Origin of the sequence: Sorangium sp. So ce426 (genome assembly GCF_051475585.1) — a bacterium.
GTDB classification, from domain to species: Bacteria; Myxococcota_A; Polyangia; order Polyangiales; family Polyangiaceae; genus Sorangium; species Sorangium cellulosum_B.
This window is the reverse complement of the sequence record NZ_CP150341.1, coordinates 4,537,570-4,561,653: the sequence shown is the minus strand read 5'-3', so window position 1 is coordinate 4,561,653 and position 24,084 is coordinate 4,537,570. Positions and strand designations below refer to the sequence as shown.

Sequence of the window (24,084 nt, the reverse complement as noted above, 5' to 3'; positions counted from 1 at the left end):
CGCAACGCCCCCCGCCCGAGTCCCTCTCCGCAACGCCCCCCGCCCGAGTCCCTCTCCGCAACGCCCCCCGCCCGAACCCTTCTCCGCGACGGCCCCCGCCCGAGCGGGGTGCACCCGCACAGGAGACGGGCCCAGATCGGCGTTTTCGGCGCACAGGCGTACTCTCGTACGCCGAGCACCGAAAACGTCGAGGTGGGCCCGTATCCGAAGCGGGTGCGCCCCGCTCAGTCGCGGGAGCTTATGAAGAGACGGAGCACATGCCAGAACAGCATGGCGACCGACGCGAAGAGCTCGAGCGCGGCGCCGACGTACCGGTCCTCGGGGAAGTGGTGCAGGATGTTCGACGTGTCGTAGAGGATGGCGGCCCCAGCGAACGCGACCATGGCGACGCTGAAGAAGGTGCCGAGCTGGAAGCCGAACAGCGCGCCTGCCGCGATGAGGACGAGCGCGCAGATGGCGCCCCAGCGCAGGAGAGCCCCAAGGAACGAGAAATCCTTGCGGGTCACGAACGCGATCGCGGTGAGCCCGGCGAAGCCGGCCATCGTGGCGAGCCCAGCGCTCTGGATCGCGCCGGGAGCGACCATGTCCGCGATGTAAAGGAGCGGCACGAAGACGATCGCCTGGGCGAGCACGAAGCCGCCGAGCGCGGCGTACTGCGCCGGCTTCGAGACCGACGTGTGCGCCGCGCGGCTGGCCAGCCAGCTCACGAGCATGAACGCCCCGAGAACCAGCAGCCAGCTCGTGCCCATCATCGCCCTGGCGATGACCGAGGCGACGCCGGTCTTGAACAGCGCGACCTGGATCGCAGCGAAGAGGACGATCGCACCGAACAGGTGGTTGTACGTTCGCACGATGAAGCGCTCGCGCGACTCGGCACCGGCGCGGAGCACCGACGAGCGTGTCCCGTATCCTACGTAGTTCTGGTCCATGTTCCCTCTCTGGTAGGCCTCGACTCTAGCACGTGAAGCACGCCGCATGCCCGCGGCGAGGCGGCCGGGGGACGAGGCGCAGCGCCACGACGCCGCGAGCGCCGGCGCCTGTGCAGGGGCCCTCCGCCGCTCGCCGGCTCCCGGGAAAGCCGGCCGGTCGCAGGTCCCCCACGGCACCGCGCAGGGCCCCCCGGAGCCCGCCGCGCCCGCCGCGCCCGCCGCACGATGATGGAAATGCGGACGTCGCGCGCCGTGTCCTGTCGAAGTCTCCCTGGAAGAAGGGATTAAATCCCCTTCGGGATCTTGTCGAGGTCCACCTGGGAGAGCGCGTGCCGGATCAGCGCGCTCCTGTTGGCCTTGGTCATCCCGCGCGCCTTGAGCGAGCTGACCATCTCGTCCAGCCGCTCGAGATCCTCGGTGTACATCGAGATACAGATGACCTTGTAGTGCTGCGGTCTCTCCGGCGCCGGCGCAGCACCCGGCTCGGATGCGGCGCCGCTCGTCCGGGCCTTCGCGCGCACGCGAGGCGCTTCCGTGGACGTATAGAACGCCCCGGACAAAACACCTTCCACTTCGTCGCGATCGAGCAGCGCCCGCGCGGCGCCCCCGAGATCGCCTTCGCTTTTCATTGCTTCCTCCAGCTCCCCTGCCCGGTCGAGGCTCCGCGACTGCGGGCCCTTCATTCAGCGAACCCCCGCGTCCGCGGGTCCTTCATCCAGCGGGACCCCGCGTCCGCGGGTCCCTTCATCCAGCGGGACTCCGCGTCCGCGGGTCCCTTCACGCCCCCGCCGCCGCAGCGCCCGGCCGCTCGGTGGCCGCGTCCCCCCGGTCGACGCTCCATGCTGTCCCGTCGCGCGCCGCCCCTGCCTCGGGGCCCGCCGTGCTGCGCTCGCGGCTCTCGATGATGCGATCGACCACCGCGAGGTAGTCGTCCGCGGCAGGGGTTCCCGACGCGTACTCGAAGATCGTCTGCCCTTGCGCGGGCGCCTCCTTGACCTTGATCGCCTGCCGGATCGGCGCGAGGCAGCGCTCCCCGAAGTGCTGCTTCATCGTGCTCACCGCCTCGCGCGCGATCTTCGCGCGGCCGTCGTAGAAGGTCGGCAGCACGCCCCAGATCTGCACCGGGTGATGCAGCAGCGCGTTCACGTTCTTCACCGTCTTGATCACCTGCCGGACGCCGACGAGCGACAGATAGTCGCACGCGACCGGGACGAGCACGCTGTCGGCGAACACCAGCGCGTTCTGGTTCATCAACGACAGGCTCGGCGAGCAGTCGAGCACCACGTAATCGTACTCGGCCGCCGCGGCGGAGAGGCGATCCGAGAGCACGCGGTCGCGGTTCTGGCGCCCTGCCAGGTAGAGCTCTGCCGCGGCGAGCGTCTCGTTGGACGGCAGGAGATCCAGGTTCGGTCGCACCGTCTTGGTCGCGTCCGCGACCCGGAGCCCCATCACGAGCACGTGATAGAGCGACCGCTCCGCGCCCGCGCCGAGCGAGACAGAGACGTTCCCCTGCGCGTCGGTGTCGACGAGGAGCACCCGCTTGTCGCGCGCCGCGAGCCCGGCCGCCACGCTCACGGCCGTCGTCGTCTTGCCCGTACCGCCCTTGTGGTTGAACACGGCCAGGCAGCGGGGCACCCCGGCCGGACGCTGCGGCGGCTGCGCCGGCCGCTTCGCGCCCCCCGCCGGCGACAGGGGCACCGCGACCGCGCCCTGCCCTTTGACCTCCGCCGGGCGAGCGGCAGACGCGGCCGGCGCGGCCCGCCCCGTCGCCTCACCCTGGGCGCTCGCCCGAGCCGCCGGCGGCGCCGGCTCACCTGCCGCCACGGCGGCGCGCGACCCGCCTCCTGCCGGCGGCGCCTCGTCACCGCTCGGCGTCGCTCCCTCGGCCGGCGCCGCGGCCGCCGCCGCGATGTCGCCGAGCCGCACCCCCTTCGCCTCACGGACCAGCTGCGTCCGGCACCCCAGCGAGCACGCGTAGTGCCGGCGCCCGGCGACGTAGAGCACCTGGGACACGAGATCCGGCGGAAACCGCTTCGCGCACGCGTCGCACGTGGCGAGCACGGCGCCGTCCTGCCCGCCGAGCTGGCTCTTTTCCAGGCATTTCTGCGAGCAGAAGAAGGAGAAGCCGCCGTCTTTCTCCTCCATCTGGTACCGGAACTGGACCTCGAATCCGGTCCCGCACACGCTGCACGTCTCGCTGATTCCGCCCACAGCTCGCTCCTTCGCGCCGCGCACAGCGCTTTGCCCAGGCGCAGCGTTGACCATCATCACAGTCAAGGCGCAAAGGTCAACTTTTCTGCGAGCGTGACCCACCCTTCCGACGCAAGGGCGTGGGAGCGCGCGCATCCCGGGACAGAGGCGCGAGGCGGTTCAGCGGCGGGACCTCGGTGCCAGACCGGCTCAGTGACGGAAGTGCCGGGCCCCGGTGAACACCATCGCGATCCCCGCCGCGTCGGCCGCGGCGATGACCTCCGCGTCCTTCACGCTGCCGCCCGGCTGCGCGACCGCCGTGATCCCGTGCTCCGCGGCGAGCACCACGTTGTCCGGGAACGGGAAGAACGCGTCCGACGCGAGGACGCTCCCGCGAGCCCGCTCGCCCGCCTTGCTGCAGGCGATGCGCACGCTCTCGACCCGCGACATCTGTCCGGCGCCGATTCCGACCGTCCTCCCTGGAATCGCGAGCACAATCGCGTTGGATTTCACGTGCTTGCAGACGCGCCAACCGAGATCGAGCGCCTCGAGCTCCTTCTCGGTCGGCGCGCGCTTCGTCACGACCCGGCCGCCGCGCACCTCGCCGGCCGCCGAGGCGTCCCGCTCCTGGACCACCAGGCCGCCGCCGACGCGCTTGAACGTCAGCTCCCGGTGATCCGCGGGCAGGAGCGCGCCGGTCGCGAGCAGCCGGAGGTTCTTCTTGGTCCGGAGCACCTCCAGCGCATCGGGCGTATAGGCGGGCGCGACAACGCACTCCAGGAACGTCTCGACGAGCACCTCGGCGGCAGCGCGGTCGACCTCGCGGTTCAGGGCGACGATCCCACCGAAGGCGCTCACGGCGTCCGCGTCGCGCGCCGTCCTGTAGGCGGCCGCGAGGCTGTCGCCGGTCGCGACGCCGCACGGGTTCGTGTGCTTCACGACGACCGCGGCGGGCTGCGTGAGCTCGCGCACCGCCTCGAACGCGGCGTCCACGTCGACGAGGTTGTTGAACGAGAGCTCCTTGCCGCCCGCGCCCAGCGACTCCGCCAGCGCGAGCGACCCCGCGGCCGCGCCCCGCTCACGATAGAAGGCGCCGGACTGGTGCGGGTTCTCGCCGTACCGGAGCGGATAGGCCCGCTCGAGGGCGAGCGTGAGGAAGCGCGGATAAGCCTCGCGCTCCGCCGCGCTCGGCTCACCCTCCTCGGGGAGCGAGGAAAGGTAACCGGACACCATCCCGTCGTAGGCCGCCGTGTGCGCAAACGCCTTGGTGGCGAGCCGGCGGCGGGTGGCGCTCGACACCTCACCTTGCCTGTCGATCTCGGCGAGCACAGCATCGTAGTCGGCCGGATCGACCACCACCGCGACGCGCGCGTGGTTCTTGGCCGCGCTCCGCACCATCGACGGCCCGCCGATATCGATGTTCTCGATGATCTCGGGGTGCGTGACCCCCGGCTTCCTGACGGTCGCCTCGAAGGGATAGAGATTGCACACCACGAGATCGATCGGCGCTCCGCCGAGCCGCGCGAGGTCCTCGTCGTCGATCGCGCCGCGCATCAGGATGCCGCCGTGCACCCGCGGATGGAGCGTCTTCACCCGGCCATCCATGACCTCGGGAGAGCCGGTATAGGCCTCCACCCCGACGACCGGCACGCCGGCGTCCGCGAGCGCCCGCTGCGTCCCCCCGGTCGAGAGGATCTCCACGCCCTTCTCCGCGAGCCGCCTGGCCAGCGGGAGCAATCCCGTCTTGTCGGATACCGAAATCAGTGCGCGTCGAATCATGGCGACGCAGAGCTAGTGCGTCTCTGCGGCGACCGCCAGCCTATCCGACGGCGCCGCGCTCACGCGCCGGGCGGCGCGGCCGGCGTCGGCTCGCCCGCCGCGGCCGGCGGCGCCTTGACCGGCGCCGCCTCGGTGACGAGCTCGCCGTCCCGGTACTCCAGGACGCCCTTGGGCGGCCCGAAGATCGCATAGGCGTCCGGCAGGATGAGCGCCTCACGGAGCACGTCGTCGACGTGCTCGACGAGCACGAGCCGCAGCGCCTTCAGCACCCGCCGCGGCACGTCCCGGAGATCCTTCCGGTTCTCCTTCGGCAGGATGACGGTCGCGATGCCGCCGCGGTGGGCCGCGAGCAGCTTCTCCTTGAGCCCGCCGATCGGCATCACGCGCCCGCGCAGGGTGATCTCGCCCGTCATCGCGAGATCCCTCCGGACAGGCACCTTCATGAGCGAGCTGACGAGCGCGGTCACCATCGTGACGCCGGCGCTGGGCCCGTCCTTGCGGACGAAATCGGGGAAGTGAATGTGGACGTCGACCTTCTGATAGACGTCCGCCTCGAGCCCGAGGCGGTCGAGGCGCGAGCGCACATAGCTCATCGCCGCGTGCCCGCTCTCCTCCATCCCCTTCTCGAGCAGCCCGGTGATCACGAGCTTGCCCTTGCCCGGCACCACCGTCGCCTCGGCAGGGAGCAGATCACCCCCGACGTTGGTCACGGCGAGGCCGTTCACGAGGCCCACCTCATCGCGCTCCTCGCGCCGGCCGAGCCGGTACTTCGGGACGCCGAGGTACTTCGGGATGCTCTTCGCGACGACCTCGATCGGCTTCTCCTTGCCGTCGGACACCACCCGCCTGGCCACCTTGCGGCAGACGCTCGCGATCTCGCGCTCCAGCGAGCGCACGCCGCTCTCCTTCGTGTAGTGGTGGATGATCGTCCGGAGCGCGCCCTCCGTGAAGTCGAGCGACACGTCCTCGAGGCCGCACTCCTTGCGCTGCCGCGGCACGAGGTACTTCACCGCGATGTTCAGCTTCTCGAACTCCGTGTAGCCCGAGAGCTGGATGACCTCCATGCGGTCCTGGAGCGGCACCGGGATGCCGGAGAGCGTGTTCGCCGTCGTGATGAACATCACGTCGGAGAGGTCGTAATCGAGATCCAGGTAATGGTCGTTGAACGTGTGGTTCTGCTCAGGATCGAGCACCTCGAGCAGCGCTGCCGCCGGATCCCCGCGGAAGTCGGTCGACATCTTGTCGACCTCGTCGAGCAGGAACACGGGGTTGTTCGTCCCGACCTTCTTGAGCGACTGGATCAGCTTGCCGGGCAGCGCGCCGATGTACGTCCGGCGGTGGCCGCGGATCTCCGCCTCGTCGCGCACGCCGCCGAGCGACAGCCTCACGAACTTGCGCCCCGTCGCGCGCGCGATCGACTTCGCCAGGCTCGTCTTGCCGACGCCGGGCGGCCCGACGAAGCAGAGCACCGGGCCCTTGAGCTTCTTCGTGAGCGCCTGGACCGCCAGGTACTCGAGGATCCGCTCCTTGATCTTCTTGAGGCCGTAGTGGTCCTCATCGAGGATCCGCTCGGCCTCGACGAGGTCATAACGCTCCTCGCTCTTGTCGTACCAGGGGAGCTCCAGGATCCAATCGATGTAGTTGCGCACCACGGTCGCCTCGGCGCTCGTGGGGTGCATCATCTTCAGCTTCTTGAGCTCCTTCTTGACCTTCGCGGCGGCCTCCTTGCTCATCCGCTTGGTCTTGAGGGCCTCTTCGATCTCCTGGATCTCGTTCTTGAACTCGTCGCGCTCGCCGCCGCCCAGCTCCTTCTGGATGGCCTGCATCTGCTCGTTGAGATAGTACTCCTTCTGCGTCTTCTCCATCTGCTTCTTGACGCGACTCCGGATCTTCTTCTCCACCTGGAGAATCTCGATCTCGGCCTGCATCAACTCGATGAGACGCTCGAGCCGCTTCTGTGGCTCCTCCATCTCGAGCAGCGCCTGCCGGTCGGTCAGCTTGATGGTCGGCAGGTTGGCGATGATGGTGTCGGCCAGCCGCGAGGCCTCGTCGATGGCCTGCACCGCCATCAGGACCTCGGGCTGGATCTTCTTGTTGAGCTTGACGTACATCTCGAACGTCGACTGGACCGAGCGCATCAGCGCCTCGACCTCGACGCTCGCGACCGAGCTCTCGACGATCTCGTCGTACTCGATCAGGAAGTACGCATCGCTCTGGACGTAGCGGCGGATGCGCGCCCGGCGCTTGCCCTCGATGAGGACCTTGACGGTGCCGTCCGGGAGGCGGAGCAGCTGCATGATCGCGCCGACCGATCCGACGCCGAAGATGTCGTCCGGCGTCGGATCGTTCGTCTTCGCGTTGCGCTGCGCGGCGAGGAAGATCTCCTTGCCGCGGTTCATCGCCTCGTCGAGCGCGGCGATGCTGCGCTCGCGCCCGACGAACAGCTGCGAGACCATGTGTGGAAAGACGATGATGTCGCGAAGCGGGAGCAACGGGACGATCCCGCGCTCGGGTGCGTTCTTGCCGCGATCACTGTCGTTCTTGAAGAACATCCGCCGTCTTTCCGGGAGTATCGGGAGGTCGGGGCACCCCCGCCTCGGTTGTCACAAATGCCTGGATCTGATGCTGAACTTCCGCCGGCTCGTCCCGCTGCCCTCCAGGGACACGCGGCGCCGGCACGCTCGGAGGCGCATCCGGGGGGTGAGGGCGCACGGCTCGGGCCGCGCCTGCGCTCCGGCCCGCCGCCCCCCGGGGGTCAGCGCTACGCGAGCTCCGCCTCCTTCGTGTACACGATGAGCGGAGGCTCGTGCTTCACGATCACGTCCTCGCTGACGACGACCTCCTTGATCCCCGTGCGGGACGGGACGTCGTACATGATGTCGAGCATCGCCGACTCGAGGATGGCGCGAAGACCGCGGGCGCCGCTGTTCCTCTCGAGGGCCTGGCGAGCCACCGCCACGAGCGCGCCGCGGGTGAACTTGACCTTCACCCCGTCCATCTCGAAGAGCTTCTGGTACTGCTTGACCAGGCTGTTCTTCGGCTTCGTGAGGATGTCGATGAGCGCCTCCTCGTTCAGTTCGTGGAGCGTCGCCACGACCGGCAGGCGCCCGATGAACTCCGGGATGAGCCCGAACTTGAGGAGGTCCTCCGGCTGGACGACGCTGAGCAGGTCGCCCAGCTTGAAGTCCTTCTTCGCCTTGATGTCCGCGCCGAAGCCGAGGGTGTTCTGGCCGATGCGCCGCTGGATGATCTGATCGAGCCCGACGAACGCGCCGCCGCAGATGAACAGGATGTTCGTCGTGTCGACCTGCAGGAAATCCTGCTGCGGGTGCTTGCGCCCGCCCTTCGGGGGGACATTGGCGATCGTCCCCTCGATGATCTTGAGCAGCGCCTGCTGCACGCCCTCTCCGGAGACGTCGCGGGTGATGCTCGGGTTGTCGCTCTTCCGGCTGATCTTGTCGATCTCGTCGATGTAGACGATGCCGCGCTGCGCGCGCTCGACGTCGTGATCCGCGTTCTGCAGGAGCTGGACGATGATGTTCTCGACGTCCTCGCCGACGTACCCCGCCTCGGTCAGCGTCGTCGCGTCCGCGATGGCGAAGGGGACGTTGATGATCTTGGCGAGCGTCTGCGCGAGCAGGGTCTTGCCGGACCCCGTCGGCCCCAGCAGGAGGATGTTCGACTTGGACAGCTCCACGTCGTCCGAGGAGACCCGGCTGTCGATGCGCTTGTAGTGGTTGTGCACCGCCACAGCGAGGATCTTCTTGGCGCGGTTCTGGCCGACGACGTACTCGTCCAAGGTCGCTTTGATGTCGGCGGGCTTGGGCACCGGGGTCGACCCCGCGTACGGCTCGTCCTTCTCGACCTCCTCCGCGATGATGTCATTGCACAGCCCGATGCACTCATCGCAGATGTACACCGTGGGGCCCGCGATGAGCTTCTTCACCTCTTTCTGCGACTTGCCGCAGAAGGAGCAGCTTAGATTGCCATTCGAGTGATCGTCCCGCCTTCGCTCCACTTCGACCCTCAGTGCGGTCTGCCGACGCTACCGCTTCAATGAGAGGTGGGGTCCCGCCGCGGCGGCGGCCCCTCCAACTTGCGGCGGGAACGGCTTCCACCGTCCCCTGGATTTTCAGCGATGCGCAGCCAAACGCCGCGCTCGGATTCTAGTGCGGTGCCCGTACCGTCGCAAGCTAACGGGGGTGGTCTCCAGCCTGTGGCCGAAGTCAGGGAATCACCCGATGGCGCCCCGCGATCGGCCGCCGGCGCGGCCGCGCATCGCGCGAAAAGCGCGAAAAACAGCGGATCGAGCGAGCTCCGCGCGGCGCATGCGGCGCCGAGCCCGCGTGCTCCGCTGCTGCGCGCCCGCGTGCAATGCTCCGCCCGCCACAGCGGTGGCGCGCGGCGTGGCATCGCGACGCCGCGCCGCGGCGCGGCCCGGGGCGGCGCCGCGCCGGCCTTCATCCCGAGCACGCCCGCCGGACGCGGCGGCGCGGCCACCTACTTGTTCCGCTTCGGGAAGACCTCGTCGATCAGGCCATACTCCTTGGCCTGCGTCGCGCTCAGGTAGAAGTCGCGCTCGATGTCCCTCGCCAGCTCGTCCCGGTTCTTGCCGGTCGCGTCGACGAGGATGTCGATCAGCGTCTCCTTGATCTTCTTGATCTCGCGCGCCTGGATCTCGATGTCCGTCGCCTGGCCGCGCGCGCCGCCGAGCGGCTGGTGGATCATCATCCGCGCGTGCGGCAGCGCGAAGCGCCGGCCCTTGCGACCGGCGCCGAGCAGCACGGCGCCCATCGACGCGGCCTGGCCGATGCACATCGTCGACACCGGGCAACGCACGTACTGCATCGTGTCGTACATCGCGAGCCCCGACGTCACGACGCCGCCCGGACTGTTGATGTAGACCTGGATCTCCTTCTCGGGATCCTCGCTCTCCAGGAAGAGGAACTGCGCGATCACGGCGTTCGCGACGAAGTCGTCGATCTCCGTGCCGATGAAGACGATGCGATCCTTGAGGAGACGGCTGAAGATGTTCCACTCCCGCTCGCCGCGGTGGGTCACCTCGGTGACCGTCGGGAGGATGTAGGCCTTCTCGCGTTCGAGAAACTCGATGGCTTGGGTGCGGGTTTCGACTCGTCGGGTCATCCGGTGCTCCGGGGGGTTCGCTGCCGCGCGGCAGGGGCTCTACTCCTGGGCCAGACTGCGTCCGATCGCAAGACCGAACGCGCCCGAGGTTACCGGAAATATCGGCCGCTCGCCGCGCGGCGCACGGAACACGCGGGGCGCCGCGGCCCGCGCGATCCGGCCGCGCGCGCCCGACGTCGATCGAGAGCGCGAGAGGCGCGACCTGGACAAACGGCGCACGCCGGCGCAGCAGAGCTGAGGCGCCGGCGTGCGGTGCAGGAGTCCGGCCATTCCGCGCCGGACCGCTGCTGGGCGGGGCTAGCTCGCGTCGGCGACCTTCGCCGCAGCCTCGATGATGTCGAGGATCTTGTCCTCGAGGATCATCCCGGCGAAGAGCTCGCGCTTCTGGGGCTCGCGGTACTCCGCCTTGATCTTCGCCACGTTCTTGCCGGTCTGCTCGGCGAGCTCCTCGTAGCCCTTCTCGAGGTCGGCCTCGGTGATCCTGACCGCCTTCGCCTTCGCGATCTCGGCCATGACCAGGCCCGCGCGCACCTTCATCTCGGCGTCGAGCCGCACGCGGGCGCGGAACTCCGGCGTCGGATCGACGCGCTGCCCCTGCCTCCGCGCCGTCGCGAGCAGCTCGCGCTCGGCGAGCTGCGCCTGCTGATCGACGAGCGACGGCGGGACCGGGATCGGGTTCGCCTTGCAGAGCTCCACCACGAGCTGCTCGGCGACGGCGTCGCTCGCCCGCTGCGTCAGCTCCTTCTCGAGCTTCTTGCGGAGCGACTCGCGGAGCGCGGACAGGCTCTCGTCGCCGCAGTCCTTCGCGAACTCATCGTCGACCTCGGGGAAGATGCGCTCCCGCAGATCCTTCAGCGTGATGTGGAAGGTCGCCTGCTTGCCCCGCAGATCCGCGTTGGAGTGCTGCTCGGAGAACGTGACCTGGACGTCCTTCGACTGGCCGGGCGTCATCCCGGCGAGCGCGTCCTCGATCTCCTTGAAGACCTGGCCGCTGCCGAGCTCGGTCTCGATCTCCTGCTCCTTCGTGTCGCGCAGCGCGCCGTCGACCTCGAGGGTGAACGCGATCGTCGCGACATCCCCCTTCGCCGCGGGGCGCTCCGGCTCGGGCGCCTGCAGCGTCGAGTGCTCGCGCCGGAGGGCGGTGATCTCGGCGTCGATCATCTCGTCGCTCGGCGTGGTCGAGGGGCGCTTCACCTCGAAGCCCTCCCACTTCACCTCGGCGATGTCGGGGCGGACCTCGAAGCGGGCCTTGTAGGAGAACGCGTCGTCAGGGCGGAGCTCGGTGGGCGCGATCGCCGGCTGGGACAGGGGCTGCACCTGCTTGTCGGCGAGCGCCTGGTTCAGCGTGGCGTCGACGAGCCGCTGGGCGACATCGGCGTGGATGCGGCCGCCGTAGAGGTGCGCGAGCACCTGGCGCGGCGCCTTGCCAGGCCGGTAGCCCCGGACCCGGGCCGTCCGCTGGAGCGCCGTATAGGCCTTGTCGACCTCGCTCCGGACCCGGTCCGCGGGGACCTCCACCTGAAACTCCATCAGCACGGGAGAAAGCTTTTCGACGTTGACTTGCATGGCCGTTTTTTTCGAAGGGCGGCACTCGTGCCACGCGTCGCTGGGGGGGTCAAGACGAGCGACAGGACGCTGCTTTAAAAAAAAAGGAGCCCCGGCGGAGAGGCGGCCGCCGGGGCTCGGATCCCGGGAGGGATCGTGCAAGCTGATGTGGAGCGCCGCGCAGCGCCGGCGCTGGTGACGCGACGGAGCAGCAGCGCCGAGCGCGACCGCGAGGACGTGCGAGGACGCTGAAGGCGCGCCTCGCCGCCTCGCCGCCGCGCGGCCGCGCTCAGTCGTCGTCCGAGACGTCGAAGGGGTCCTTGTCGAAGTCGAGCTCGGCGTCGAAGGACCCCTCCTCCTCGACGATGTCCTCGAGCGAGAAGCCCACACGGCTCGGGCGGAGAATCTCCCGCTCGAACTCTGAAAAGCTCTGATACGACCTGGGAAGCGGCATCTGTCCTCCTCACATGTGCCGAGGCGACGTCGGTGCGTCGGTCTGCTCGGCGAAGCTGGGCACCACGTCCGTGATCAAGGGGCGGTCGACGTCGTCCCGCGACTCGAGGTCGAGGGCGGACGACGGCGCGAGCCGAGCGCCGACCTGCGTTGAAGCGAAGGCGAAAGCACGAGGACCTGCGCAGGAGCGAGCGGCGCAGGGCCGCGCCCGTCGCACCAGAAAGCGCGCGCAAGGACCCGATCGACGGGCCCCGGGTCGCAGCAGGCGAGCAGCGCCCCGCCGAGGCCGAAGCAGCGGCCTCGCCTCGAGGCGCGACCGCGTGCCCACGCCTTCGCCGTTCGGCCACCTTTGCCTACATCAAGCGACATGTGGGCACTGTAGATTCCCCTGCCGTTCAGGCCAACAATCTGGCGAGCGAACGGTGGGATGGCGGCGAGCGGGTGACGACGCCCCCCGCGCGCTGGGCCGACCGCAGGACGGACCCGCACGCTCGGTCGAACGTTTGTGTCGAGGCGCCCGCATCTCTCGACGTGCCGATGGGGGTCGTGTAAGCAGCCTGGTCGGACGCGACACAGCACGATGCCATCGCCCAACGAGGGGGGCGCGCCCGGCAAGCCCGGCTCCGCCCCCAAGCCTTCGCCTGTCATCTTCGCCGTCGCCAACCAGAAGGGGGGCGTCGGCAAGACCACGACCTCGGTCAACCTGGCCGCGAGCTTCGCCGCGGCAGAGTGCCGTACGCTGCTCGTCGACTGCGATCCGCAGGGGAACGCCTCGAGCGGCGTCGGCGTGCGGCGCGGGAGCTTCGAGCTGTCCCTCTACGACGTCCTGATCGGGCGGGCGGCGCTGAAGGACGCGATCGTCGCGACCGAGGTGCCGCTGCTCGGCGTGGTGCCCGCGACCCAGGACCTCGTCGCGGCGGAGCTCGAGCTGGTCGACGCGGACGACCGCGCGGTGCGGCTGCGCAACGCCCTGCGCCCGCAGCTCGCGGGCTACGACTACGTCGTGCTCGATTGCCCGCCGTCGCTCGGGCTCCTCACGCTGAACGCGCTCACCGCGGCGCACCGGGTGCTCGTGCCGCTCCAGTGCGAGTACTACGCGCTCGAGGGGCTGACGCACCTGATGGCGACCATCGACCGGGTGCGGAGCGCCTTCAACCCGGAGCTCACGGTCGAGGGCGTCGTCCTCACGATGTACGACGGGCGCAACTCGCTCACCCACCAGGTGGCCGACGAGGTGAAGGCGCACTTCCGCGTCTTCGACGCGATCATCCCGCGCAACGTGAAGCTCAGCGAGGCGCCGTCGCACGGCAAGCCGGCGCTGCTCTACGATGCGCAGTCGAAGGGGGCGCAGGGCTACCTGAGCCTCGCGCGCGAGATCCTGGACGGCCCGCCCGCCGCCGCGGCAGACACGAAGAAGCGGCCGCGCGGGGACGCCGCCGAGGCGGAGCCGCCGGCCGAGCCTTCGCCCCCGCAGAACCCCGGAGAGCGCGCGAGGGACGCACGACCCAGATCATGAATGCCGATCAGAAAGGGGCGCGGCGCGCGCTCGGACGGGGGCTCGACGCCCTGCTCCCCGCGGCGCCGCCGGCGACAGCGACTGCGGCCGAGGGGCGCAGCGTGTTCGTGTGCGCGATCGAGAAGATCGTCCCGCAGAAGGGGCAGCCGCGGCAGCACTTCGACGAGACCGAGCTCGAGGAGCTCACCGGCAGCATCCGCGAGCACGGGCTCATCGAGCCGCTCATCGTGCGCAGGACGCAGGCGGGGAACGACGCCTTCGAGCTCATCGCGGGCGAGCGGCGGTGGCGCGCCGCGCAGCGCGCGGGGCTCAGGGAGGTGCTCGTCGTCGTCAAGGACGTCTCCCCGAAGGAGGCGTTCGAGCTCGCGCTCGTCGAGAACGTGCAGCGGGCCGACCTCAACCCGATCGAGATCGCCGAGGCGTTCGATCGGCTGCTGCGCGAGCACAGCTACACGCACCAGACCCTGGCCGAGCGCGTCGGCAAGGACCGCACGACGATCGTCAACTCGCTCCGGCTGCTCCGGCTGCCGCCGCGGATCCGCACGATGGTCATCTCGCGCGAGCTCAGCGAGGGCCACGCGCGCGCGCTGCTCGGCGCGCCCAGCGACAAGGTGATGGCCGACGTCGCGGAGCGGACCGTCCACGGCAAGCTCCCCGTCCGCAAGGTCGAGGCGCTGATCAAGGCGGCGAAGGAGAAGGAGCTCCGGGCCGCCGAGGGCGAGGAGCCGGGCGAGAAGAAGCGCGGCGGGAAGTCGCCCGCGATCAAGGACCTGGAGGCGCGGCTCGCGCGGCGGCTCGGCACCCGCGTCGAGGTGCGCGACGCGGGCGGCCACGGCGAGCTCGGCATCACCTACGGCTCGCTCGACGAGCTCGACAGGATCATCGCGCTGCTCGGCGCGTGACCCTGCGCGGCCGCGCGATCACTTCAGCCTGGCGCTGAGCTCCTTCACCTTGGCGCGGGCGCGCTTGCCGATCTCGGTGTCGCCGCCGTGCTTCCCGGCCTCGGTGAGCGCGGCGATCGCGCTCTGCGGCTTGCGCTCGGCCAGGAACGACAGGCCGAGGTAGTAGTGCGCGGCCGCGAACCGCGGGTCCACCTTGATCGCCGCCTGGTAGTCGGCGCGCGCCCCCGGCTCGTCGCCGAGCTCGTGGCGGCACGTCCCGCGGCGCACGTGGAACTCGGCCTCCGGCTTCAGCTTGATGGCGCGGTCGAACGCCGCCACGCAATCGGCGTAGGCCTTCGCCGGCCCGAGCATCCGCCCGATCGTCGCGATCGTCGCCACGTCGTCGCCGGTCGCCGCGAGCGCCTTCCTGAGCTCGGCCGCGGCCCGGTCGAGCACCTTCGCCTCGAACAGCATCGCGCCGTAGGCGAAGCGCGTGGCGGCCGTGTCCTCGGCCTTGAGCGCCGCCTCGTAGTGCTTGCTCGCGTTCGCGACGTCGCCCTTCAGCCCGTACGCGTAGCCCAGGTTCTGGTGGAGCGCCGCCCGGTCCGGCGCCTGCTCGATCGCCTTCGAGAGGACCGCGATCGCCTCGTCCGGCCGAGGCGGCTCGTCCAGGTAGAGCGCGGCCAGGTTCAGCGCGGCGGCCTCGAGCCTGGGGTCGCTCGCGAGCGCCTTCTTGTACGACGCCTCGGCGCCGGCGCGATCGTTCGTCTGCTCGTTCGCGAGGCCGAGGTAGTAGTGCGCCTCGGCGCTGCCCGGCTCGTGCTCGATCGCCTGGAGGAGGTGCGGCTTCGCCTCCTCGTACTTCTCGTTCTTGATGTACGCGACGCCCCGGTCCAGCGCCGTGGACGACGCGCCCTTCGAGGCCGCCGCGTCGCTGCCCTCGGGCGGATCGGCCAGGAGCGGGTCGCGCTGGGGCTCCTGCGCTCCACCACACGAAAGGGCGCACGCCGCGACGCACGCGGCGAGCGCCATCGCCCCGAGGACCCGCTGCGCCGCGGGCCTCGCCGTCCACACAGCGCGCGTAAACCACCTCTCGTTCATCCGACACTCCCTTCGCCGTCCAGGCCCTGGAGGACGGCGTGCAGCCGCTCCTCCACCTCTTGCGTCCGCTTGCCGCTCGCGATCTTCGTCCCGTCCGCCTCGCTCACGTAGAACACGTCGGCCACGCGCGTGCCCTCCGTGTTGATCTTGGCGACCGAGATCGAGAGGCCGAGCTGGTAGAGCGCGTCCGAGATCGCGAACAGGAGGCCGGGGCGATCGCGCGTGAGGACCTCGATCACCGTGTGGTGCGAGGCGCGATCGTCGATGGATACCTGCGTCCGGACCTTCGGCGTCGGGCGCTCGCGCAGCGCGCCGCCCCGGCGCTTCTTGGCGAGCTCGGCGCCGGAGAGCTGCCCCGAGAGCACCGCCTGGATGTCGGTCACGAGCTTCGGGATGGCGCGCGCCACCCCCCCTACCCCTTCGCCGCGGTCGCGCACCCAGAAGAGGTCGACGGCCTGCAGGCGCACGCCGGCCGGCGGGGACGAGCCCGCCCTCGCGCGGATCACGCCGCCGTCGTCCATCCCGTCGTCGTCGCACGCGCGCGAGTGGATCTGCGCCGCGTGGACCTCGAGGCGCGAGGCCGCGAGCGCGGCCGTGATCGCCGCGAGCAAGCCGGGGCGATCCGGCGCCACGACGCAGACCTCCGCGGCCTCCGGGTGGCGCGACGGGACGAGCGCGACCGAGACGCTGTTGGCGCCGGACTGCTGCTGCCGGGCGAGCTCCGAGTGCGCGGCGATCGCGGCCGGGCTGTTCGCGAGCAGGTAGCGCTCGGGCATCGACGCGAGGTAGCGGGCCAGGAAGTCCCGCTGCGCGCGCCGCTCGGCCTCGCTCGCGGCCGGGAGGTCCTCGAGGGCGCCGACCGTGCCGCTGATCGCGCGGGCCATGCGCTGGTCGTCGATGTCGAACGGCCCCGCGTCCTCGCGCGCGCCGCGCAGGGCCCTGTCCGCGGAGAGGTAGAGCTCGTCGAGCATGCGCGCCTTCCACGACGTCATCGACGTGGGGCTCGTGGTCGAGATGTCGGCGACCGTGAGCAGGTAGAGATCGCGCAGCCCCTCGCGGCCGTGCACCTCCTGGCAGAACTCCGAGATCGTCGCGGGGTCGTCGAGATCGCGCCGGGTCGCGATGAGGTACATCACGAGGTGCTTCAGCACGAGGTGGCACGCCTCGTCGATGTCCTCCTGAGGGAAGCCGAGCCGCGCCAGGATCTTCCGTGCCATCTCGGCGCCGCGCCCGCTGTGATCGGTGCCCCCGATCGCCTTGCCCACGTCGTGCAGGAGCGTGGCGAAGAACAGCATCGTCGGCCGCGTCGCCTCGGCGGCGAGCCGGCACGCGAGCCCGAACTCGCCCGCGAGCTCGCCCCGCGCGAGCGCCGCCAGCCGATCGACGGCGGCGACCGAGTGAACGTCGACCGTGTACACGTGGTAGACGTCGTGGTGGACGCGCCCGACGACCGGCGAAAACTCCGGGATCATCGCGAGCAGGAGGCCGAGGTCGTGCAGCTCGCGGACGACCGAGCCGCTCTGCAGCTGCGTCTCCTTGCACGTGGCGACGAGGGTCCGGAACCGCTCGGCGGCCTCGGGGCTCTCGCGGAGCGCCGCGCAGAACGCCGGATCGCCGGCGGCGCGGACGATCGCGCCGCGCGCGTAGGGCAAGAGCGGCACGCCGCGCTCGACGGCCTCGGAGACGAGCCGCAGCGCGATCGCCGGATCGGTCCTCAGCAGATCCGGATCGCTCATCGTGATGCAGCCGTCGAAGAGGCGGACCCCGGCGCCGAGGTCCTCGTCGCGGCGGCGGCGCCGCGTCAGCGTCGGCGTGGCGCGCGAGACGATCATGTCGAGGGAGCGCGAGATGGTCCGGGCGCTCCGGTAGTAGTCGCTCATCATCCGCTCGATCGCCTCGGGCGACACGGCGGCCTCGTCGGGGGGCGGCGCGCTCTTCCGGCCGGCGTCGGCCGGACCGGCGCCCTTGCTATAGCCGAGCGCGCCCGCGCACAGCTCCTGCTCGTCGAACGTCAGCCGGTCGGTCCTCCGCCCGGAGTGGGCGTGGAGCAGGTTGCGGATGCGCCAGAGCATCTCCGCGGCGCTCCGGATCTCCTCCGCCTCGCGGGCGACGAGCGCGCCGAAGCGGACGAGCGCGTCGAACTCGCCGACGCCGTAGCGCGCCTTCGCGGCCCAGCGGGCGACGTCGAGATCGCGCAGCCCGCCCGCGCCGTTCTTCACGTCCGGCTCCAGGAGGTAGACCGAGCCGCCGAAGCGCTCGTGCCGCTGCGAGATCTCCTTCCCGAGCCGCTCGATGAAGCGGGGCAGCTCCGAGTGCGCGAAGATGCCCGACGAGGCGCGCTGCCAGAGCGACTCCGACAGCGACGCGTCGCCGACGACGTGCCGCCAGTCGAGCAGGCTCGTCGCGGTGGGCAGGTCCTCCCGCGCGCCGTCGATGAGGTCGTCGATGGTGACGACCTGGTGCCCCACGGCGACCCCCATGTCCCAGAGCGGGTAGAGCAGCGCGTCCGCGATGGCGCTGGCGCGCTGGGCGTTGCGGGCGAGGATGCGCAGATCGAGGTCGCTCCGCAGCGCGACCGCGCCGCGGCCGTAGCCGCCGACCCCGGCGATCGCGACCGAGTCCCACTCCTTGCGGCTGGGCCCGCCGGACTCGCGCAGCAGGTGGAAGAGGCGCGCCAGGAGATCGTCGAGCAGGCGCGCGTGGCGCCGCCCGAGGGCGACCCCGACGGCGGCCGGGTCCGCGGCCGGCGTGGGGCCGCTCGGCGCCGTGCGATCGAGCTCGGCGCGCTCGCGCGCGTAGGCGGCGCGGAGCTCGACGAGCCCGCTGGGCCTGGACGTGGGGGAGAGGTCGACGCTCATGCGGTGTCGTTCTGCTTTCTCAGGCGCCCGGGGCGCGGAAGGCGGTGACGTGCGCGTTCACCTTGACCGACGTGAGGCCGGCGCCGCAGAGGCGCGGCGCCTCGCTCGCGGCGGAGAACAGGAGCCCGCCCGGGCCGAGCTCGGCCGCGAGGCGCCGCGCCACCGCGTCGCCGGCGGGCTCTGCGAGGTACAGGAGCACGTTCTTGAAGAAGATGATCTGGAACCCGCCGCTCGGCACGGCGTGCACCAGGTCGCAGACCTCGAAGGACACGACCTCGCGGAGCTGCTGGCCGACGTGCAGCGCGCCGCCCTTCTCTTCACAGTAGCGCTGAACGAAGGACGGGGGGAGCTGGTCGACGGCCTCGGCGGAGTAGACGCCCTCGCGCGCCGCCTCGATCGCCGGAGCGGCGCGGTCGACCCCGAGCACGCTGAAGCGGCGGCCCGCGCTCGCGAGCACCATCGCCAGGGTATAGGCCTCCTCGCCGGTGCTGCAGCCGGCCGAGAGGCCGGCGATGGGCAGATCGGGCGGGAGCCTGGGCAGCACCGAGGCGGCGATGGCCTCCCAGATGATCGGGTCGCGGTAGAAGCGCGTCTCGCCGACGCGGAGCGCGCTGACGATCTCCTCGATGGCCTCCCTGTCGTCCCGCAGCCGCTCGGCGGCCGCGAGCGGCGACACGCCGTGGCGCGCGGCCACGGCGCTGAGCACGGCGAGCACCCGCTCGCGCACCCAGCCCGGGGCGGCGAGGCTGCGGCCCAGGCCGAACCTGTGCTGCAGCTCGGCGAGCGCGAGGTCGACGGCCCGCTGGGCGGACCGCGCCGCAGGACCTGCTCCCGCTCTCGACGATCGGGCCATCGAAGGTCGCCGCGATCAGCCGAGGAAGCCGGCTTTCCTGGCCTGGGCTCCCTTGCCGCCGCCGTCGAGGGCGATGGCGAACACGTCCTTCAGCGCGAGCACGAACGTCTCGCCCTTGGTGCTGCGCGCCTTGAGGAGCCCGCCCGCGCTCGACACGGCCTCGATCTTGGTCACCGGGAGCGACACGCCGTCGTGCGCGGCGTAGATCGTGAGCACGCGCCCTTCGGGGAGCTCGGCCCAGCCGTCTTTGTCGGTCTTCGCCTCTGCGGTCTCGAGGGCTGCCTTGAGTAGGTCGTCGGTCATGAGCAACGTTTCCGTCCCGCGCCCTGCCGCGTCAAGCACGTGCTCGCCCTTACCGTGATGCAAGGCGATCGGCGTCCTGCGGGGCCCCCTCCGTGGTACCGTACTGTGCGGATGTCGAGAAGGCCGCCCAGCCAGCCCCCCCCGCGAGGGGCCCCCCCGGAGGCGCAGCAGGTGGGCAAGATGCCGCCGGGGTGGCAGCCGGGGGATCACCTCTTCGTCGACGACATCAAGAAATCGTTCGGGGCGACGAAGGTGCTGCACGGCATCACGATGCACCTCCGGCGGACCGAGACGGCGGTGATCATCGGCGGGTCGGGCGCGGGCAAGACCACGCTGCTCCGGCTGCTCATCGGGCTCGAGCGGCCGACCACCGGCCACATCTGGGTCGACGGCGTGGACATGGGCGCGCTCGACGATTTCGAGATGAACCGGATGCGCCAGCGGTTCGGCATGGTGTTCCAGTACGCGGCGCTGCTCGACTCGCTGACGATCTTCGACAACGTGGCGTTCCCGCTGCGCGAGCACAGGAAGCACATGTCGAAGCGGGACATCCGCGACAAGGTCGTGGGCATGCTGAACTCGCTCGGCCTCGAGAACAAGGAGGACCGGATGCCGTCGGAGCTGTCCGGCGGGCAGCGCAAGCGCGTGGGCCTTGCGCGCGCGCTGATGCTGGAGCCCGAGATCCTCATCTACGACGAGCCGACGAGCGGGCTCGATCCGCTGACGAGCCGGATGGTCGACGACCTGATCGAGGAGACGCGGGCGCGCTTCAAGGTGACGAGCGTCGTGATCTCGCACGACATGGCGAGCACGTTCCGCATCGCGCACCAGGCGTTCCTCGTGATCCAGGGGCGGGTCGTCGCGTCGGGGACGCCGGACGAGCTGGCGCACGGCGACAACGAGCAGGCGCGCCAGTTCATCGCGGCGTCGGGGGTGGCGACGGACGAGGTGTCGCGGGTGAACCGGCCCGCGCTCGCGGACGGCACGGGCGGGCGGGTGATCGAGTTCAGGAAGGCGGCGGAGTAGCCAAGGGGGCCGCGGGACGAGAGGTCCTGCCGAGCTGCCCGGCCCGAGCAGAGGGTGTTCGTCGCGCGGCGCGGGGACCCCGCCGGACTCGCCTGGGACAGAGCCCCTCCGGCTACGCCGGAGGGGCTCTGTCCCAGGCTCAAACATCGGCCCTCCCCACGCCGCGCGACGAACACCCTCTGCTCGGGCCTACGCTCTTCGTTCCTGGAACCGGAGCTCGAACGGCGCTCTACAAGCGGAGCAGCGCGACGCGGCGGCCGCGGGGCGTCGTCGCCTCGGAGAACCGGGGGGTGGTTCTAGCGAGGCGCCCGCGCGCGTCGAAAATCACGAGCGTCCCGCGCTTCTGGCGCAGGCGCGCGAGGTAGTCGTCGAGCTGCGCGAGGCCCTCGCGGAGCGGATCCTTCTGACCCTTGCGCCACACCTTGAGCTCGACCGCGCGCCGCTGGACGGCCCGGGAGCCGTCGGGCTTCTGGTAGGGGAAGCGGACGAGCAGATCGATGCGCCCGCGGCCGACGCCGTACTCGCGATCGATGAAGCCGCCACCGTTGACCGCGCGCCGGAGGAAAGCCATCAGGACGAGCTGCGGGGCGACCTCGGGGTACGGCATCCCGGAGGCGAGCACCTCGCCGTGCTCGTGCCAGAAGGCGGCGAATGCGCGGAGCAGGCGCCGAAAAGCGAGGCGGCCGTCGGGCAGGCGGAAGCGCTCGGGCGGAGCATCGATCCGCTCCTCGGCCGACGAGGACAGGACACGGGCGATCACCTCGCGGTAGATGGGGTTCGCGACGCGCAGCGGCTTGCCCTGGGCCACGAGGCCGAGATCGCGGACATAGGAGGCGTCATCGTCGTACGTGTCGCCGCCGCCCTCGTACGTCCCCGCGAGCAAGGGCTCGAGCACGCGGCGCACGCGGGGCTCGGCGAGCTTGCTGACGAGCGAGTCGAGGTGGGTAGCGCGGGCCAGGATGAGGCGCTCCTTGGCCTGCTCGACGTGCGCGCGGGTGATGGGCTCGCTGGGCGGGACGGCCATCTTCTCGACGATCTCGCGGCCGAGGGCGTTGACGAGCCATGGTTGGCCGGCGGTGAGCTCGAAGGCCCGGGAGAGCGCCGCGTCGACGAAGACCTGGCCGGTGTCCTCGGTGTGCTGGGCATAGAGCGCACGGATCTCTTCCTCCGAGAAGTCTCCGAGCCGCAGGGACTCGAGCTTGATGTTGAACGGGCTCGCGGTGCCGAGGCGCCCGGGATCGCCGCCGCTCGCAGCCTTGTAGTCGCGCACATCGCGCAGCCCGCAGAGGATCACCGAAGCGGGGAAGTGGTCGGGACGGCTGGGAAAGCCGGCGCGGAGCTGGCGCAGGACGCTGAGAAGGCCCTGGCCGCGCAGCGAGTCGATCTCGTCGAAGATGAGGGCGAGCGGGAGCGGGCAGGCGCGCGCCCAGGAGGTGAGGGCCGCCGAGAGGAGGCCCTCGTCGCCCTCGAGGGAGAACGGGGGCGGCTGGAGCTCGGGGGGCAGCGCGATCTGGGCCGCGCGCGTGAGCTCGCGCAGGACAGCGCGCTGGGCGGAGCCGTAGTCGTCGCCGGCGGCGCTACCCTCCTCGCAGGAGAAGAGGACGGCGGCGTGCCGCCCCGAAGCCGTGAGCCGCTCGGCGACGGCGCGCAGGGCGGTCGTCTTGCCCGTCTGCCGGGGGGCGTGGACGACGAAGTAGCCCATCTGCTCGACGAGCCCAGGGGCCTCGGGCAGGCGGCTCTCGGCCGGGATCATGTAGTGCAGATCGGGGCGGCACGGCCCTGTCGTGTTGAAGCGGCGCTTCACCCGCGCCAGCGTTGGGCCAGCGGCGGCGAGGACGCAAGGGCGCGGCCGCCGTTCACGGTGATCGCGACTCGAGCGAGAAGGTGAAACGAATGGATCGGTGGTTCTGGATCGGCCTCGGTGGCGCAGCGGGGACCCTCGCCCGCTACGGGCTGTCGACGTGGTGCCAGCAGCGCCTCGGCGCCGAGTTTCCGTATGGGACGCTCGCCGTCAACGTGATCGGGTCGTTCTTGCTCGGCGCCATCGGAGAGGTCGCCGCGACGACGGAGATCCTGTCGCCGACGCTCCGCCTCAGCCTGAGCACCGGCGTCATGGGCGGCTTCACCACGTACTCGAGCTTCAACAACGAGACGATCCGCCTCATCGAGCACAAGTCGTTGGCGGCGGGGCTCACCAACATCGCGATCACGCTGGTCGCTTGCTTGCTCGCCGGCGCCCTCGGGATGGTCGTCACGAGGCGGCTCATCGCGGGCTGACGCGGTGGGGGCGGGCGCTGAGGAGCGCTGGCTCGGGGGCTGGGGATCAGCCGCCGACGCCGGGACTCGGTGTGGCCTCCGGCGTCAGCGCGCTGCCGCCCGGCGCGCTGTCGCTCGGCGCGGTGCCGCTCGGCGCGGTGCCGCTCGGCGCCTCGCCGCCGCCGGACGGGGCTTTCTTGGCCGAGTTGCCGGAGCGGGTCTCGAACATCCACGCGGCCTTGTTCAGCTCGGGGACCAGGATGGTCCCGTCGACCCGGCGCGCGGCCCTGAAGGCGCGGAGGATCTTCTCGATCACGACCGCGACCCTGCCGTCCTGGAGATCGAGCGCCCGCTGGGTCACCCGGCGCCCCGCGGCGACCTGGATGCTGGCAGTCCCGCGCACCCGCTGCGCCATGGTCCGGAGCGCGGCCGCGCACTCGGCACCGACGTCATAGTCCTCGAGGAGCTGCGCGTCCTGCGGATCGGCCCGCCGGGTCTCGTCGATGAAGGCCGCGAGCGCCTCGAGGCCCCTGGCGAGGTTCTCGGGGGAATCCGCGCGCCCGACGATGGCGTCGACCCGCGCCATGCGGCGCGGGCCGAGCGCGTTGCGCAGGCCGTCGTAGCAGAGGTCGCGCTCGGCGATGCCGTCGCGCATCGCGCTCCGCCCCTGCACCTCGAGCGCGGCCCGGGCGCCGGCGACCTCGGTCGCCGCCGCGTCGTGCGACCGCTTCATCGCCTGGAGCCTGCCCGCCTCGGCGACGAGCAACGGCAGGAGCGCCTCGGGCATGCGCACCTTGCCGCGCTGCGCCCCAGACAGCGAGCCCAGGATGCGCCGCGCCGAGGCGACGAACTGAGGGACGTCATCGATGAGGCTCTGCGAATCGATGCGCGTCCCCTCCGCGACGAGGTCCTCCTCGGGAATGCCCGCGTACGTCCGCGCGGCGAAAGCGCCGTCCGCGGGGCCGAGCTCCCGCGCGAGCGCGTCGAGGGTGGTGGTGGAAACGACAGGTGCCTCGGCCGGCGAGGTCGCCGGCGCGGGCTTCTTGGTCTTGGAAGTGGCCATGAGAGGGGAAGCTACGGGAAAGCGTCAAGGAACGGAAAGCGAACACATCGCTGCGCAAGATCACGTCGCGACGATCCAGTCCGAACGAATGCACGGGGGCCGGGAAAGCGGCGCAGGGTCGGTGGCTGGGGCGCGCTCGGCGGGCGCGACGCGCGGACCAGGCAAGATCGACGGCGTCACGACGGC

General features: G+C 70.9%; 19 protein-coding genes. 4 read left to right on the top strand and 15 right to left on the bottom strand.

Going from position 1 to position 24,084, the window contains the following annotated elements; genetic code table 11:
• Positions 1-224: 224 nt before the first annotated feature.
• From WMF44_RS16965 to WMF44_RS16925, 9 genes are all read right to left on the bottom strand, one after another.
• Positions 225-929: a Bax inhibitor-1/YccA family protein gene (locus tag WMF44_RS16965; RefSeq protein WP_437300149.1), complete on the bottom strand. Its 705-nt coding sequence runs from the start codon at positions 927-929 to the stop codon at positions 225-227.
• Between the two features lie 284 nt (positions 930-1,213).
• Positions 1,214-1,558: a hypothetical protein gene (locus WMF44_RS16960; protein WP_157906707.1), complete on the bottom strand. Its 345-nt coding sequence runs from the start codon at positions 1,556-1,558 to the stop codon at positions 1,214-1,216.
• Positions 1,559-1,706: 148 nt separating this feature from the next.
• Entirely contained in the window at positions 1,707-3,140 is a 1,434-nt protein-coding gene (locus tag WMF44_RS16955) for a ParA family protein (protein WP_437300148.1), read from the bottom strand.
• A gap of 189 nt (positions 3,141-3,329) precedes the next feature.
• Positions 3,330-4,898, bottom strand: coding sequence for a bifunctional phosphoribosylaminoimidazolecarboxamide formyltransferase/IMP cyclohydrolase (purH, locus tag WMF44_RS16950; RefSeq protein ID WP_437300147.1), 1,569 nt, complete (start codon positions 4,896-4,898; stop codon positions 3,330-3,332).
• 59 nt (positions 4,899-4,957) lie between these two features.
• The gene (gene lon / locus WMF44_RS16945) at positions 4,958-7,450 is read right to left on the bottom strand and encodes an endopeptidase La (RefSeq protein WP_012235780.1); all 2,493 of its coding nucleotides are present in this window, start codon (positions 7,448-7,450) and stop codon (positions 4,958-4,960) included.
• 209 nt (positions 7,451-7,659) lie between these two features.
• Positions 7,660-8,916 (bottom strand): ATP-dependent Clp protease ATP-binding subunit ClpX, encoded by a 1,257-nt coding sequence (clpX, locus tag WMF44_RS16940; protein ID WP_012235779.1) that lies wholly within the window; start codon positions 8,914-8,916, stop codon positions 7,660-7,662.
• A gap of 482 nt (positions 8,917-9,398) precedes the next feature.
• On the bottom strand, positions 9,399-10,043 hold the full coding sequence (locus tag WMF44_RS16935; protein WP_020735738.1) for an ATP-dependent Clp protease proteolytic subunit: 645 nt from the start codon (positions 10,041-10,043) through the stop codon (positions 9,399-9,401).
• Between the two features lie 297 nt (positions 10,044-10,340).
• Entirely contained in the window at positions 10,341-11,609 is a 1,269-nt protein-coding gene (gene tig, locus WMF44_RS16930; protein ID WP_437300146.1) for a trigger factor, read from the bottom strand.
• A 268-nt stretch (positions 11,610-11,877) separates the two neighbouring features.
• Positions 11,878-12,042: a hypothetical protein gene (locus tag WMF44_RS16925; RefSeq protein ID WP_012235776.1), complete on the bottom strand. Its 165-nt coding sequence runs from the start codon at positions 12,040-12,042 to the stop codon at positions 11,878-11,880.
• A 579-nt stretch (positions 12,043-12,621) separates the two neighbouring features.
• Between WMF44_RS16925 and WMF44_RS16920 the strand changes: the two genes are divergently transcribed.
• Together WMF44_RS16920 and WMF44_RS16915 are read left to right on the top strand one after the other, a co-directional pair.
• Positions 12,622-13,557 carry a ParA family protein gene (locus WMF44_RS16920; RefSeq protein WP_437300145.1) on the top strand — a complete coding sequence of 312 codons (936 nt, stop codon included), beginning with the start codon at positions 12,622-12,624 and terminating at the stop codon, positions 13,555-13,557.
• A complete protein-coding gene (locus WMF44_RS16915) occupies positions 13,554-14,459 on the top strand; it encodes a ParB/RepB/Spo0J family partition protein (RefSeq protein WP_437300144.1) in 906 nt (301 codons plus the stop codon). The genes WMF44_RS16920 and WMF44_RS16915 overlap by 4 nt, the downstream gene beginning before the upstream one ends.
• Positions 14,460-14,477: 18 nt before the next feature.
• On the opposite strand, the gene WMF44_RS16910 is transcribed toward WMF44_RS16915, so the two are convergent.
• Genes WMF44_RS16910 through WMF44_RS16895 form a run of 4 tightly spaced genes read right to left on the bottom strand, consistent with a single transcriptional unit; the run spans position 14,478 to position 19,553 of the window.
• Complete coding sequence (locus tag WMF44_RS16910) at positions 14,478-15,539, bottom strand: tetratricopeptide repeat protein (protein WP_437300143.1); 1,062 nt, start codon at positions 15,537-15,539, stop codon at positions 14,478-14,480.
• Positions 15,536-18,397, bottom strand: coding sequence for a [protein-PII] uridylyltransferase (gene glnD, locus WMF44_RS16905; protein ID WP_437300142.1), 2,862 nt, complete (start codon positions 18,395-18,397; stop codon positions 15,536-15,538). The genes WMF44_RS16910 and glnD overlap by 4 nt, the downstream gene beginning before the upstream one ends.
• Positions 18,398-18,416: 19 nt before the next feature.
• The gene (locus WMF44_RS16900) at positions 18,417-19,250 is read right to left on the bottom strand and encodes a CheR family methyltransferase (RefSeq protein WP_437300141.1); all 834 of its coding nucleotides are present in this window, start codon (positions 19,248-19,250) and stop codon (positions 18,417-18,419) included.
• Between the two features lie 15 nt (positions 19,251-19,265).
• Positions 19,266-19,553 carry a hypothetical protein gene (locus WMF44_RS16895; RefSeq protein WP_044965043.1) on the bottom strand — a complete coding sequence of 96 codons (288 nt, stop codon included), beginning with the start codon at positions 19,551-19,553 and terminating at the stop codon, positions 19,266-19,268.
• A 180-nt stretch (positions 19,554-19,733) separates the two neighbouring features.
• Here WMF44_RS16895 and WMF44_RS16890 point away from each other — a divergent pair, with 180 nt between their 5' ends.
• Entirely contained in the window at positions 19,734-20,579 is an 846-nt protein-coding gene (locus WMF44_RS16890; protein ID WP_437301572.1) for an ABC transporter ATP-binding protein, read from the top strand.
• A gap of 229 nt (positions 20,580-20,808) precedes the next feature.
• On the opposite strand, the gene WMF44_RS16885 is transcribed toward WMF44_RS16890, so the two are convergent.
• Complete coding sequence (locus WMF44_RS16885; protein ID WP_437300140.1) at positions 20,809-22,383, bottom strand: ATP-binding protein; 1,575 nt, start codon at positions 22,381-22,383, stop codon at positions 20,809-20,811.
• A gap of 89 nt (positions 22,384-22,472) precedes the next feature.
• On the opposite strand from WMF44_RS16885, the gene crcB reads away from it, so the two are divergent.
• Complete coding sequence (gene crcB / locus WMF44_RS16880) at positions 22,473-22,856, top strand: fluoride efflux transporter CrcB (protein ID WP_437300139.1); 384 nt, start codon at positions 22,473-22,475, stop codon at positions 22,854-22,856.
• Positions 22,857-22,902: 46 nt separating this feature from the next.
• On the opposite strand, the gene WMF44_RS16875 is transcribed toward crcB, so the two are convergent.
• Entirely contained in the window at positions 22,903-23,898 is a 996-nt protein-coding gene (locus WMF44_RS16875; protein ID WP_437300138.1) for a hypothetical protein, read from the bottom strand.
• Positions 23,899-24,084: the final 186 nt, after the last annotated feature.

Excerpts from the sequence above, each read along its gene's own strand:
- WMF44_RS16965 (WP_437300149.1), bottom strand. The coding sequence starts at position 929 with ATGGACCAGAACTACGTAGGATACGGGACACGCTCGTCGGTGCTCCGC.
- WMF44_RS16960 (WP_157906707.1), bottom strand. The coding sequence starts at position 1,558 with ATGAAAAGCGAAGGCGATCTCGGGGGCGCCGCGCGGGCGCTGCTCGAT.
- purH (WP_437300147.1), bottom strand. The coding sequence starts at position 4,898 with ATGATTCGACGCGCACTGATTTCGGTATCCGACAAGACGGGATTGCTC.
- lon (WP_012235780.1), bottom strand. The coding sequence starts at position 7,450 with ATGTTCTTCAAGAACGACAGTGATCGCGGCAAGAACGCACCCGAGCGC.
- WMF44_RS16935 (WP_020735738.1), bottom strand. The coding sequence starts at position 10,043 with ATGACCCGACGAGTCGAAACCCGCACCCAAGCCATCGAGTTTCTCGAA.
- tig (WP_437300146.1), bottom strand. The coding sequence starts at position 11,609 with ATGCAAGTCAACGTCGAAAAGCTTTCTCCCGTGCTGATGGAGTTTCAG.
- WMF44_RS16925 (WP_012235776.1), bottom strand. The coding sequence starts at position 12,042 with ATGCCGCTTCCCAGGTCGTATCAGAGCTTTTCAGAGTTCGAGCGGGAG.
- WMF44_RS16920 (WP_437300145.1), top strand. The coding sequence starts at position 12,622 with ATGCCATCGCCCAACGAGGGGGGCGCGCCCGGCAAGCCCGGCTCCGCC.
- WMF44_RS16915 (WP_437300144.1), top strand. The coding sequence starts at position 13,554 with ATGAATGCCGATCAGAAAGGGGCGCGGCGCGCGCTCGGACGGGGGCTC.
- WMF44_RS16910 (WP_437300143.1), bottom strand. The coding sequence starts at position 15,539 with ATGAACGAGAGGTGGTTTACGCGCGCTGTGTGGACGGCGAGGCCCGCG.
- glnD (WP_437300142.1), bottom strand. The coding sequence starts at position 18,397 with ATGAGCGTCGACCTCTCCCCCACGTCCAGGCCCAGCGGGCTCGTCGAG.
- WMF44_RS16900 (WP_437300141.1), bottom strand. The coding sequence starts at position 19,250 with ATGGCCCGATCGTCGAGAGCGGGAGCAGGTCCTGCGGCGCGGTCCGCC.
- WMF44_RS16895 (WP_044965043.1), bottom strand. The coding sequence starts at position 19,553 with ATGACCGACGACCTACTCAAGGCAGCCCTCGAGACCGCAGAGGCGAAG.
- WMF44_RS16890 (WP_437301572.1), top strand. The coding sequence starts at position 19,734 with ATGCCGCCGGGGTGGCAGCCGGGGGATCACCTCTTCGTCGACGACATC.
- crcB (WP_437300139.1), top strand. The coding sequence starts at position 22,473 with ATGGATCGGTGGTTCTGGATCGGCCTCGGTGGCGCAGCGGGGACCCTC.
- WMF44_RS16875 (WP_437300138.1), bottom strand. The coding sequence starts at position 23,898 with ATGGCCACTTCCAAGACCAAGAAGCCCGCGCCGGCGACCTCGCCGGCC.